The organism is Vagococcus salmoninarum (assembly GCF_003987495.1).
In the GTDB taxonomy this organism is placed as follows: Bacteria; Bacillota; Bacilli; order Lactobacillales; family Vagococcaceae; genus Vagococcus_D; species Vagococcus_D salmoninarum.
Genome location: NZ_NGJU01000025.1, coordinates 1 through 13167, shown reverse-complemented (window position 1 = coordinate 13167; position 13167 = coordinate 1). Strand labels below are relative to the sequence as shown.

Here is a 13167-nt window from a genome sequence, read left to right as displayed (position 1 = left end):
TACGTAAATAAAAGATAGAGGAGCAAAACAGATGATAACAAAAAAATGGTGGCATGATTCAGTCGTTTATCAAATTTACCCAAGAAGTTTCCAAGATAGTAATGGTGATGGGATTGGGGATATTCAAGGGATTATTCAACGTTTAGATTATTTAAAAGAATTAGGCATTGATGCGATTTGGTTAAGTCCGGTATTTGAATCGCCGAATGACGATAATGGTTATGATATTAGTAACTACCAAGGGATTATGGCGGAATTCGGAACGATGGCGGATATGGATCAGCTAATCGCCCAATGTAATGAGCGAGGCATTCGTTTAATTATGGATTTAGTCGTAAACCACACTTCAGACGAACACCCGTGGTTTATTGAAAGTCGTAAAAGTAAAGATAACCCTTACCGTGACTATTATGTTTGGCGTGATCCAGTAGCCGGTGGACTGCCTAATCAACTGGGATCAACGTTTAGTGGGCCAGCTTGGCAATTAGATGAAGAGACAGGTCAATATTACTTACATTTATTTAGTCAAAAACAACCAGATTTAAATTGGGAGAATCCATTAGTTCGTAAAGAAGTGGCGGATATGATGAATTTTTGGTTAGCTAAAGGCATTGGCGGTTTCCGAATGGATGTCATTGATTTGATTGGTAAGTTACCAGATCAAGAAATTACTGGTAATGGCCCCCATTTACACGACTATTTACAAGAAATGAACCAGGCAACTTTTGGTAAACACGATGTGATGACAGTGGGAGAAACTTGGGGAGCGACTCCAGAAATTGCAAAACTTTACTCAGACCCTCGCCGTGAGGAGTTATCGATGGTCTTTCAATTTGAGCACATTGGATTAGATGAAATTCCTGGTAAAGCTAAGTGGGATTGGCAGCCATTAGACTTCCCCGCTTTAAAAGCTGTCTTTAGTAAGTGGCAAACTTCTTTTGATGGGGATGGTTGGAATAGTTTATTTTGGAATAACCACGACACGCCGCGTATTGTTTCCCGTTGGGGGAATGATCGTCCAGAATACCGAGAGTTAAGTGCTAAAATGTTGGCGACCATTTTACACATGCAAAAAGGCACCCCTTATATTTACCAAGGGGAAGAAATCGGCATGATTAATACCCCAGTTAATGGAATTTCGGAACTTGACGACATCGAAAGTTTAAACATGTACGAAGAACGTTTAGCCCAAGGATATCCGGAAGCGGACATTTTATTTTCAATTAATAAAAAAGGCCGAGATAATGCCCGTCGACCGATGCAATGGGATCAGACAAAAAACAGTGGTTTCTCATCGAGTCAGCCTTGGTTAGCATTAAATCCTAACTATGAAGAAATAAACGTTGCTAAAGCATTAGCTGAACCTAACTCAATTTTCTATCATTATCAAGAATTAATTAGACTAAGAAAAGAAAATCCTTTAGTCGTTTGGGGTGAATACCGAGAATTAGCCCCAGGTCATCCAGAGCTATTTGTTTACGAGCGGTCTTTTGAAGGTGAGACTTGGCTAGTCGTAGCTAACTTTACTTCTGAAACTGTGCCATACAGTAATTCAGAAGTCATTATTAGTGAAACGATTTTAAGTACCTACCCAGATAGCGAGGAAGATTTATCAGAAATTAATTTGCGACCTTATGAGGCAGTTATTTATAAAACATTTTAACTTACAAGAAACTAGACAAATTAGGAGTCTAGTTTCTTGTTTTTTTATTAAATTGGTATAGGAAGGGGGATAGAAACTTAGACTTAGAACAATCTTTATTTTCAGGCTTGCTAGATTATGTTATACTTATGTGTATATCTCAGCTGACTAATTAGAAGTCAGAAAAAGATGGACCATGTTGCTAACAAGCAAGGAGTGAACTTAATGTTAAGTCAACTGACTAATATACTAAACTTAGATTCGTGGAATGATTTAATCCACAATTACTTTTTAACCCCAAAATTCTTAATCAATATTTTAGACGTTGTTGTCGTCTGGTACTTAATTTATAAATTATTTAGCTTAGTTCGAGGTACTAAAGCCATTCAGCTTTTGAAAGGAATCGCGGTTATTATTTCGATTCGCTTTGTCAGTGGCATGCTTGGTTTAAATACTGTTTCTTGGTTAATGAATCAAGTGATTACTTACGGTGTGATTGCAGCGATTATTATTTTCCAACCAGAAGTTCGTCGTGGTCTGGAACATTTAGGACGAGGCTCTCTCTTTAAGAAAGCCCATCGTAGTGAACGGAAAGACATCGCCATGGTTAAAGCCTTAGACCAAGCGATCAAATATATGGCGAAACGGAAAATCGGTGCCTTAATTACGATTGAAAAAAATACTAGTTTGGAAGAATATATCGAAACAGGAATTCCAATTGAAGCGGAAATTACTGGTGAACTACTCATTAATATCTTTATTCCTAATACACCACTCCATGATGGTGCAGTCATTATTAGAGATGATAAGATTGCCGCCGCAAGTGCTTACTTACCATTGTCGGAAAATGAAAATATCCCGAAAGAATTTGGTACTCGACATCGGGCAGCAGTTGGGATTAGTGAAGTTAGTGATTCCTTAACGATTATTGTTTCAGAGGAAACTGGTGATGTTAGTTTAGCGAAAAATAATCACTTAGACCCACATTTAAGCCAAGAGGAATATATGAAAATTTTAAACCGTGAATTAGTCGTTGAAAAAAAGACAGAAAAAGATAATTTATTACAAGCTTTCTTAGAAGGTATTTCTAAAGGAGGCGAAAAATAATGAACAAACTAACAGATAGCCGTTGGTTCACACGGATTTTAGCTTTATTTTTTGCGTTATTACTCTTTTTTAATGCTAATTCAGATACAACTCATTTTAAGTTCACGACAGAGGCCGCTTTAACGGCAGTGGCGGAAAATGTCCCAGTTCGTTTGAAATATGATGAGAAGAAATACTATGTTGCTAGCTATGAAGCAACGACTACCGTTTATATGACTAGTGCGAACAAAGTTTTATTAGATATCGAATCAGATGAGTCAACGAGAATGTTCAAAGTTGAAGCTGATTTGACAGAATTTAGCGAAGGAACTTATGAAGTACCTTTAGAAATTATCAATCTTAATAAAGGCATCGAAGGGACATTAAAAGATAAAACCCTTCATGTGCGAATTGAAAAACGGGAAAGCCGTCAATTTGATGTCACACCTAAAGTCAATGACAACTTATTGAAAAAAGGTTACTCATTAGAAAACATTGTCTTAGAACCGGCTGCGGTTGAAATAACATCGGGGCAAAATACTTTAGATGCCATTGATCAAGTAGTAGCTTCTTTAGATGATGATCGAGATTTATCTTCGGATTTATCAAAACGAGTCGACGTGGTAGCTTTAGATAAGGACGGCAATATTTTAAGCGTGATTATTGTGCCAACGACAGTCTCGATGACTGTTCATGTGGAAGCCCCAAGTAAGGCTGTGCCTTTAACGATTAAACAGTCTGGGGCAATTCCGACAGGGATTAAGAGTTTCCAATTCGAGACAGAATATGAGAATATCACGATTCGTGGCTCTCGAGAAAATATTGATAAAGTTGAAGAAGTGACGTTGTTTATAGATACAACAACAATTTTAGATGAGAAGAAAGAAGTCTTTAAATTAGATATTCCTGACACTGTTGAGGCGGAACCTCAGTCAGTGAAAGTGAGTATTACACCGATCAAAGCCGAAGCAACGAAAACAAATAGTACGAAAGCTAAAGTTAAAGAGTCGAGTGAAAAAAAATAACCTTAATGGTAACGGAGAGATAAAAAAATGGGAAAATATTTTGGAACAGATGGCGTCAGAGGAATTGCGAATCAAGAATTAACACCGGAGTTAGCATTTAAATTAGGACGTTGTGGAGGCTACGTTTTATGTCAACACAATAAAACTTCAGATGAGATGCCAAGAGTGTTAGTTGGGCGGGATACCCGAATTTCTGGTCAATTACTTGAACAAGCTTTGATTTCAGGGTTAATTTCCGTAGGAATTGAAGTCTTTCAATTAGGTGTGATTTCAACACCAGGCGTTTCTTACTTAACTCGTTTACAAAAAGCAGCAGCAGGCGTGATGATTTCAGCCTCACATAACCCTGCGGAAGATAATGGGATTAAATTCTTTGGACCTGATGGGTTTAAATTAGTTGATGCTCAAGAGTTAGAAATTGAAGCCTTACTTGATGCGGAAACAGATACTTTACCACGTCCTTCAGCTGTTGGTTTAGGGACTTTAGATGAGTTTCCAGAAGGGTTATTAAAATACTCGCAATTCTTAACAGATACTGTGACTGGTGATTTTGAAGGCATTAAAGTCTGTTTAGATGGGGCACATGGCGCAACAACACCTTTAGTTAATCGAGTGTTTGCCGATTTAGAAACTGATTTTTATACAATGGGAACTAGTCCTAATGGTTTAAATATTAACGATCAAGTTGGTTCAACACATCCTGAAACATTAGCGAAGTTAGTTGTTGAAAAATCAGCTGATTTAGGTTTAGCTTTTGATGGTGATGGCGATCGGGTCATCGCAGTAGATGAACTAGGAAATATCATTGATGGTGATAAAATCATGTTTATTTGTGGGAAATATTTATTCAATCAAGGCCTATTAAATAAAAACACTATCGTTTCAACGATTATGAGTAACTTAGGCTTCCATAAAGCAGTTGAAAATGAAGGAATGATCGCTTTAGCTACCCAAGTTGGTGACCGTTATGTCGTTGAAGAAATGCGTAAAAATGGTTATAACTTTGGTGGAGAACAATCAGGTCACATGATTTTCTTAGACTATAATACAACTGGTGATGGTTTATTATCAGGTATTCAATTAATTAATGTTATGAAGCAAACTGGGAAAAAATTATCAGAATTAGCTAGTGAAATTGAAGAGTACCCACAAAAACTTGTGAATATTAAAGTTTCTGATAAACATGGGGCGATGGATGTGCCAGCAATCAAAGCAGCCATTGATGAAGCAGAAGCGGAAATGAACGGCGACGGCCGAATTTTAGTTCGCCCTTCTGGTACTGAGCCTTTGTTACGTGTGATGGCAGAAGCGCCAACGACGGAAAAGGTTAATTATTATGTTGATAAAATTGCCGATGTCGTTCGAGCTGAAATTGGTCTCGATTAAATAAAATAATCTCATAAGAAATAAGCCTTTCCTATCTAAGTGGAAGGCTTATTTTTTTAGTCTTTGTTTACTCCGGTAAGTACGGTATTTTTTAGGAGTTAGAAAGACCGGGATAGCGTGTATACTAAATATAGTAATAAAAAACGGATAAACTGTAAATATTATATTCAATAGAGACTTAGCAAGAAATTAATATTTAAATTAGTTCATAAAAGGAGAATAAAACTGAGATTTAAACGAGGAAAGCTCTTAATTAGCTGGTTATTATGTTTATTAGTGATAATCAGCCTTTTTATTGTTTGGAATTCACTGTCAGGAAAGATTGTAGCTAATGAACTAGAGTATTCAAAAAGCCTTAGCCAGTGGCAAAACTGGGAAGAAAATTCTTTAAGTCAGGCTCAAGAAAAAGTTCAAGTCTTTTTAAAAGATGAGCTTGCAGGAACGACTGAACGCCCTTATAAAGATAATCTTAATTGGACAGAAGGTTCCCTAATGGCTTTAGATAAAGCTTATCAAGCTAGTTTATTAGCTGAAAATGATTTAGGTAGTGAACTTGGGCGAATTCTTTTAGTGAAGACAGCTCAGAAATTAGAACTCCGACCAATTCGTTGGTCGCCAGAAGTCATTTTAACGATCCGAAATAACTATCCGGATCAGAAATTGAACTACCTTGTTGATTATTTTAATCCTGGCCCAGATGGCGAAGGGATAGGCACAGTTTATGATGTGTCATTTGTTTTAGATTGGTCTGGATCAATGAATAACGGATTTGCCGCAGGAGTTGAGAACCCGCGTTTACATGGGAAAAACATGGTGGAAAGCTTATCTAGAAAAGTCATGCGAGAATATCCAGGTAGTCGGATTCGCATGTTAGGCTATAATTCTCTAGCTAATAACCAAGGAGATTTTACTAGAGAACGTGATAGCGGTTGGGTTTCTTCAGATGATGACTGGGAGACGAAAATCAATCAAACTTTTTATAATACAGGAAATGGTTTTGAAAATGATGATGTGGCCGCCTTTTTGAAAGATGCGAATAATATGTTAGAAGGCAAGGACACTAACAATCCAGCTACTGGCTTACGGCCTGGAGCCGTACCAGTCGTAGTGCTTTTAAGTGATTATCAGTTTAATAATGTTGTGGATGTCATGAATCGCTTTAAAAATGAAGTGGATCGTTTTTGGACGATTGGTAATCGTGGGGAACAACCGGGAATCTTCTTACCAATTCAGTATCAAGTTAGTAAAAATAATACCCAAGCAATGCCAGTCCCTTTTACTTGGATTCAAAACCAAACAACGAGTGGACCTAGAAAAGCGGCGGGCTGGGACTCTTATTACGTTGCCAAAAATACTAGCCCAGGCACGGCAGAACAAACGATTACAGATAAATTTAAAGGCGCACTAGTTGTGACTTATGATGGCACTAATACAATTGAATTGGCTAGTGATTCTCAATTAAGTTTTGTTAAAAATAGTTTGAATTCTCCCACTGCCACTGAGAAAATCGGTCTAGGAAATCAAAATATGTCAATTACAAATGTGCTTGTAGGGAATAATGCCATCGGTAAAACAGATCAAGGAAATTTTCGATTAGCCTACACTGGCGGCATTACCAATCAAGTGATGGTATCACCTTTAACAGCTTTTAGGTCAGGACAAGTTAATTTTAAAAATAGTATAGTACCGAGTCAAAGGATTTCTGAACTGCCAGCCCTTTTTGAACCAACAGCTGAAGCTGGAATTGAATTATACGTTTATCAAGGCAGTGGCTCAATCAATAACGTGGCGAATTACCAGTTGTCCCAGAGTATTGTTGGGACAAATTATCAGAACCTTGGTGGTCAAGGGGACTTCCTTGCTTCGAATAAACTTTCTTCATTAAAATACGGCACAACGTTACTAAAAGGTGATGCTGTGGCAATTTTGAAAGAAAAGTTACCTACTGAAGAGTTTAATCAGTTAGATTTTACAAATAAGTTATTGCCAACAGCAGTCTCTAAAGAAATTACTTTTAACGCAACTCAAAATAATTATAAAGTTTATGCAGAGAAAGAAATCAAAACTGCTAGTTTGTTAGCTCATTATATCGATGAGGGAAATATTGTCTTAAAACAACCAACGAGTCAAGAAGTTGTCATCGGTGAGGTTTACAATGCGGAGTCGGCTAATTTATCAACGGCAGGTTGGACGTTGAAAGAAGCGTTAGGTTCACCGGTCTCTGGCAAGATGACGAGTGCCGGGGCAGAAGTCTTTTTTATCTATAAACGGGGAAAAGTCACTGTAGAAACCCAGTATTTAACTGAGGTTAACGGAGTACAAGAACCAATTATGCCTGAAAAAATCGAAGAATACGAATACGACCAAGACTATGTCACCGATAATCAAGAAAACTTAGGTTTGGAATTAGGTTATATTCTCGACCCTGGTAATCAAGGAGCTGCCCCAGCTGGGAAAACAGGTTTCGAAGATCAAACAATTTTAGTTATTTATACTTTTACGAAAGAAAAATTTAGAAAATTGACAAGAGTCCCAGATGTCATTGATTTTGGTGAAAATGATTTAATTACTGTTCATAGTCAAGAAATTTTTCCAACCGAGACGATTAAAGTAAGTATTATCGATCAGTTGTCTAGTGGCTGGGATTTGCGTTTGAGAATTGCTGAACCATTAAAAAGTTTAGTGGATGACAGTCCCTTAAAAGGAGAATTTACTTTTGTTAAAGCTAATCAACAGCCAGTTAGGATAGACGAAGTTGGGGAAGTCGTTCATCAAAAAGGTGTGAAACAAATTGAAAAAGTAGAATTAGAATGGCCAGTAGTAGCTGGTCAAGGATTAATTTTCAAACAAGGAATTGGTAATATTAAAGGTGGTTATACTGGTAGCTTTGAATGGGATTTAGTCAACGGTTTATAAAAAATAGACGTAACAACAGGGGAAAGTAATGAGAGAAGAAATTCTTTCATTGCTTTTTTTGTCTATACCACTTATGAATGGTGATATTAAAAATGCTATACCAATAATAAAAATATTGACAAACAGCGACAAAAATATTATGATTTATAATGTTTCTATGGAATATAAATAAAAGGAGGTATCTATACCAATTATAAAGGATAGCGCCAGACCTATTACTGTGGTTCAAGCGTAATTAGGTGACGAGGAGAGAGTTTATCGAAAATTCGGCGGATGACTCTAGGGACTGTACTCTAAAGAAGTAGTTAAAAAATAGCTGGAAAGTTATAACAAAAACTAATTCAAGCAGATAGAAACAGATAATGAACTTAAAGAAAGTAGGAAAAATCATTATGTGTGGAATAGTAGGCGTAGTAGGAAAAGAAAATGCAACAGATATTTTAGTTAAAGGTTTAGAAAAATTAGAGTATCGTGGGTATGATTCAGCCGGAATTTTTATTACTGGGAGAAATTACCAAGAACATTTAGTGAAATCCCAAGGGCGGATTGCTGCTTTAAGAGCGAAAATTGTTCCAGAAATGGCTGGAAACTTAGGCATTGGTCATACTCGTTGGGCGACTCACGGTAAACCCTCAGAGGAAAATGCTCATCCTCATACTTCAATCGATGACCGTTTTGTCTTAGTCCATAATGGTGTGATTGAAAACTTTGAAGAAATTCATAGTGAGTATTTAAGTGAAGTGACTTTAAAAGGCGAAACAGATACTGAAATTGCCGTTCAACTAATTAGTTACTTAGCTTTAGAAGAAGACTTAACAACGAAAGCAGCCTTTAAAAAGGCGTTAACAATTATTAAAGGTTCATACGCCTTTGCCTTAGTTGATAAAGAACAGCCAGATATTATTTACGTTGCTAAAAATAAAAGTCCTTTACTAATTGGTTTAGGCAAAGACTTTAATGTGATTTGTAGCGATGCGATGGCGATGATTGAACAAACGAAACGTTTTGTTGAAATTGTTGACGGTGAAGTCGTGAGTATTTGGGCAGATAAAATTGAAATTGAAGACGAAAAAGGCAATTTAATTCGTCGGGAAGCTTATGAGGCTCAACTAGACTTAAATGACATGGAAAAAGGGACCTACGCTCATTACATGTTAAAAGAAATTGACGAACAACCAACTGTGATGCGTCGAATCGTGCAAAAATACAGCACTCCTTCAAATCAACTAACTGTTGATTCAGAGATTCTTGAGGCTGTGAACAGTAGCGATCGAATTTATATTGTGGCTTGTGGAACGAGCTGGCATGCTGGTTGGGTCGGTAAACAATTACTGGAAAACTTAGCTAATAAACCAGTTGAAGTTCACCTTTCAAGTGAGTTTGGTTATAATATGCCTTTGTTATCAGCTAAACCTCTCTTTATTTTCTTAAGCCAAAGTGGTGAAACAGCCGATAGTCGTCAAGTTTTAGTTAAAATTAAAGAACTAGGTCACCAAGCCTTAACCTTGACAAATGTGCCTGGGTCAACTTTATCACGGGAAGCAGCCTACACTATGCTACTTCATGCTGGCCCAGAAATCGCAGTTGCCTCGACAAAAGCTTACACGGCTCAAATTGCTGTCTTAGCAATTCTAGCCCAAGTTGCTGGGGCCCAAGCCGGTGTTTCGAAGGCTCTTGAACTAGACTTGATTCATGAGTTAGGAATTGTTGCTAATGGGATGGATAGTCTGATCGGTGAAAAAGAAAGTTTAGCCGAACTCGTTCAAGCTAACTTAGCAACGACTCGTAATGCCTTCTATATTGGCCGTGGCACGGATTATTACGTTTCGATGGAAGCGTCATTGAAACTAAAAGAAATCTCTTACATCCAAGCTGAGGGCTTTGCAGCAGGGGAGTTAAAACACGGAACGATTGCTTTAATTGAAGAAGGAACACCGGTCTTAGGAATTATTACCGAAGCAGTGATGGGTAGCCATACTCGTGGGAACTTAAAAGAAGTCGAAAGTCGTGGCGCAAAGACACTTGTCATTGCGATGGAAGGCTTTGAAAAAGAGTCGGATCAGATTGTCTTACCGAAAGTAGCTGAGAGCTTAACGGCCTTAATTAGTGTGATTCCTACCCAATTGATTGCTTATTACGCTAGTTTACAAAGAGGGTTAGATGTTGATAAACCGAGAAACTTAGCTAAAAGTGTCACAGTTGAATAAACGTTTACAATTGTCTTAAAATTTGCTATCCTTAAGTTAACTAATTAACGAAGGTGGTGAATGGTCTGATGTTTTGCATGGAAGAAGTAGTTAATCTGAAAAATCAACGGTTTCTTGCTCTTTGCCGTGCAATTATTTTCGTATTTTCTGTTAAGTCGACGAGTCCGTCTAAAAACAGAATATAACTACGAGAAAAAGACCATTCAGGCAAGTGTTTAAAGAAACAAGCAACAATAGTTAAAGCCATGGCATCTTTTGTCATGGCTTTTTTGTGTACAAAAAAAGCGAAAAGACCGTCCTGAATGGTAAGAAAGAGGACGAAAATGATTATCCAATTAAATGAAGTTACGAAAATTATCGGTGGCGAATTATTATTTGAAAAGTTGAATTTAAGTATCAAAACAGGCGAAAAAATCGGGATTATCGGCCGTAACGGGTCTGGTAAATCAACTTTATTAAAGCTCATCATGGGAATTGAAGGGATTGATGAAGGGGCTGTTAGTCTCCGGAATGGTTTACGACTGGCGTATTTAAGGCAAGAAAGGGTCGTTGATCCAAACTTAACAGCCCGCGATTTCTTATTAAATGCCCGTCCAGAGTTATTGACCTTAGCTCAAGAATTAAGTCAGTTGGAAGAACAACTTGCTTTAGTTTCAGAGGAGCAGTTAGTCAGTGTCATGACCCGCTATGGTAAGAAACAGGAGCTTTTTCAAGACAGTGGTGGCTATGAACTAGAGGACGTCATCCAAAGTACGACCCAAGGCTTAGGGATCAATTCTTTATTAGCTCAAAGGATGATGATGTTAAGTGGGGGCCAACAAACATTAATGGCTTTAGCCCATGTCTTGATTAGTGAGGCCGATGTCTTAATTCTAGATGAGCCGACGAATCATCTAGATGTTAAAGGCTTGAACTGGTTAGAAAACTACTTACAGAAAGCCAAAAAGACGGTGATTGTCGTTTCTCATGACCGTTACTTTTTAAATCAAGTTGTCAACCGAGTTGTGGAAATTGACAACGAGCTACACAGTTACTCTGGTAATTATGACGCTTATGAAAAAAGTAAAAAAGCCCGGCTAGAAGTTTTAGCTAAAGATTACCAGGAACAACAAAAAGAAATCAAAAAAATTAAAGATGCGATTCGCCGTTACCGTCAATGGGGAAATGAAAGTGACAATGCCAAATTTTTCAAACGGGCGAAGCACTTAGAAAAGCGTTTGGCCCAAATGGATGAGATTTCACGACCAGCGAAGGAACAAGTTGCTTTAATGAAAGCTTTTAAATTTAGCCAACGGTCCGGGAAAGAAGTGCTACAGCTAAAAAACCTTTATAAAAGCTATGACAGTCGAGAATTATTAGTTGGGGCTGAGTTAAATGTGAGCTGGCAAGACAAAGTGGCGATTCAAGGGAGTAACGGTTGTGGTAAAAGTACCTTATTAAAAATCATCTTAGGCCAAGTTCCAGTAGATCAAGGCGAAGTAGACCTTGGCTCTCAAGTGGAAATCGGCTATTTATCACAAAATATTCATTATGAGGAGCCCCGGCAAACAGTTTTAGAAAATTTTAAACGTAGCAATGATCTTTACGAAGAAGACTGTCGCCGAATTTTAGCTAAGTATTTATTTTTTAAAGAAGATGTCTTTCGCCAAGTCGGAAAATTAAGTGGTGGCGAACAAGTTCGGCTCGAATTAGCAAAATTAATGCAACAAGGAAACAACTTATTAATTCTTGATGAACCAACTAACCATTTAGACATTGAAACCCGGGAGTTACTAGAAAAAGTTCTCCAAGACTATCAAGGAACAGTGATTGTCGTTTCCCATGACCGTTATTTTTTAAAGAAAACGATTCAGCGCTTCGTTGTCATTGAAGAAGGGAAAATTCAAGAGCCAGGCTAGTTAAATTAAGAAGAAAATAGTTAAGAATTAGCTAAATTATTAGATAAAACTGTAATATAGGGATTTAATAAGGAGTTTAACTTGTAAAAGTCGTCAAACTATTTTATAATTGGACTATACCAAAAAGAAATGGAGCGACGTTACTTATGAATATTATTAAAGTAAAAGACCAAACTGAGGGCGGCAAAAAAGCCTTTGAATTAATTCAAAAAGGAATTAAAGAAAACAACGCAAAAGTCTTAGGTTTAGCAACAGGCAGTACACCGATCTCTCTCTATGAAGAAATGGTGAAAAGCGATCTTGATTTTAGTGCCTTAACTAGTATTAACCTAGATGAGTATGTTGGCTTAGAAGAGACTAATGCCCAAAGTTACCGTCAGTTTATGAATGATAATTTATTTAACGCAAAACCATTTAACAAAACTTTCGTTCCAGACGGCATGGCAACAGATGCTGAGGCGGAATGTGCACGTTATGACCAAATCATTGCGGATAACCCAATTGATATTCAAGTGTTAGGCATCGGCACAAACGGTCATATTGGTTTTAATGAACCAGGAACGCCTTTTGATTCAAAAACGCGTAAAGTCGATTTAGTTGAGTCAACAATCGAATCTAACAAACGTTTCTTTGATAAAAAAGAAGATGTGCCAACTCAAGCTTACTCAATGGGAATTGGTTCAATTTTAGAAGCCAAACAAATTATTTTAATCGCTTATGGTGAAAGTAAAGCAGCAGCTTTAAAAGGCATGATTGAAGACAGCATGTCAGAAGCTTGTCCGGCTAGTGCTCTCCAAAAACACGGGAACATTTATGTGATTGCTGATGAAGCAGCATTATCGCAATTAGCAAACTAATTAAAGGAAGACTGGCTGACCTTTGAACTGACCCCATAGGTTGAGACAAATATAAAAACACCCCCGTTGAATTCGTGTAAAATGAAGAAAACGGAGGTGTATTTTTATGGTTAAACGAATTTCATACCCATTAGAAGTTAAAGAAGCAGC

Annotated in this window: 9 protein-coding genes; all 9 read left to right on the top strand. The window is 37.4% G+C overall.

From position 1 onward, the window contains the following. Nucleotides 1-31 precede the first annotated feature (31 nt). The 9 genes from CBF35_RS13280 to CBF35_RS13245 all read left to right on the top strand — a co-directional run bounded on the left by CBF35_RS13280 (nucleotide 32) and on the right by CBF35_RS13245 (nucleotide 13017). Entirely contained in the window at nucleotides 32-1663 is a 1632-nt protein-coding gene (locus tag CBF35_RS13280) for a glycoside hydrolase family 13 protein (RefSeq protein WP_126782027.1), read from the top strand. Between the two features lie 204 nt (nucleotides 1664-1867). Next, nucleotides 1868-2749: a diadenylate cyclase CdaA gene (gene cdaA, locus CBF35_RS13275; protein WP_126782025.1), complete on the top strand. Its 882-nt coding sequence runs from the start codon at nucleotides 1868-1870 to the stop codon at nucleotides 2747-2749. Next, a complete protein-coding gene (locus CBF35_RS13270; RefSeq protein ID WP_126782024.1) occupies nucleotides 2749-3753 on the top strand; it encodes a CdaR family protein in 1005 nt (334 codons plus the stop codon). The genes cdaA and CBF35_RS13270 overlap by 1 nt, the downstream gene beginning before the upstream one ends. A gap of 27 nt (nucleotides 3754-3780) precedes the next feature. Continuing rightward, nucleotides 3781-5139: a phosphoglucosamine mutase gene (gene glmM, locus CBF35_RS13265; protein ID WP_126782022.1), complete on the top strand. Its 1359-nt coding sequence runs from the start codon at nucleotides 3781-3783 to the stop codon at nucleotides 5137-5139. A gap of 276 nt (nucleotides 5140-5415) precedes the next feature. Next, nucleotides 5416-8055: a MucBP domain-containing protein gene (locus CBF35_RS13260; RefSeq protein WP_126782020.1), complete on the top strand. Its 2640-nt coding sequence runs from the start codon at nucleotides 5416-5418 to the stop codon at nucleotides 8053-8055. 28 nt (nucleotides 8056-8083) lie between these two features. After that, nucleotides 8084-8227, top strand: a complete 144-nt coding sequence (locus CBF35_RS14925) for a hypothetical protein (protein ID WP_170174806.1) — start codon at nucleotides 8084-8086, stop codon at nucleotides 8225-8227. Nucleotides 8228-8447: 220 nt separating this feature from the next. Beyond that, on the top strand, nucleotides 8448-10262 hold the full coding sequence (glmS, locus tag CBF35_RS13255; RefSeq protein ID WP_126782017.1) for a glutamine--fructose-6-phosphate transaminase (isomerizing): 1815 nt from the start codon (nucleotides 8448-8450) through the stop codon (nucleotides 10260-10262). 323 nt (nucleotides 10263-10585) lie between these two features. Next, nucleotides 10586-12160 carry a ribosomal protection-like ABC-F family protein gene (gene abc-f, locus CBF35_RS13250; protein WP_126782015.1) on the top strand — a complete coding sequence of 525 codons (1575 nt, stop codon included), beginning with the start codon at nucleotides 10586-10588 and terminating at the stop codon, nucleotides 12158-12160. A gap of 146 nt (nucleotides 12161-12306) precedes the next feature. Continuing rightward, the gene (locus CBF35_RS13245) at nucleotides 12307-13017 is read left to right on the top strand and encodes a glucosamine-6-phosphate deaminase (RefSeq protein WP_126782013.1); all 711 of its coding nucleotides are present in this window, start codon (nucleotides 12307-12309) and stop codon (nucleotides 13015-13017) included. Nucleotides 13018-13167 lie beyond the last annotated feature (150 nt).

Coding starts and splice junctions, on each gene's coding strand:
- CBF35_RS13280 (WP_126782027.1), top strand. CDS start 32: ATGATAACAAAAAAATGGTGGCATGATTCAGTCGTTTATCAAATTTAC.
- glmM (WP_126782022.1), top strand. CDS start 3,781: ATGGGAAAATATTTTGGAACAGATGGCGTCAGAGGAATTGCGAATCAA.
- cdaA (WP_126782025.1), top strand. CDS start 1,868: ATGTTAAGTCAACTGACTAATATACTAAACTTAGATTCGTGGAATGAT.
- glmS (WP_126782017.1), top strand. CDS start 8,448: ATGTGTGGAATAGTAGGCGTAGTAGGAAAAGAAAATGCAACAGATATT.
- abc-f (WP_126782015.1), top strand. CDS start 10,586: ATGATTATCCAATTAAATGAAGTTACGAAAATTATCGGTGGCGAATTA.
- CBF35_RS13245 (WP_126782013.1), top strand. CDS start 12,307: ATGAATATTATTAAAGTAAAAGACCAAACTGAGGGCGGCAAAAAAGCC.
- CBF35_RS13270 (WP_126782024.1), top strand. CDS start 2,749: ATGAACAAACTAACAGATAGCCGTTGGTTCACACGGATTTTAGCTTTA.
- CBF35_RS14925 (WP_170174806.1), top strand. CDS start 8,084: ATGAGAGAAGAAATTCTTTCATTGCTTTTTTTGTCTATACCACTTATG.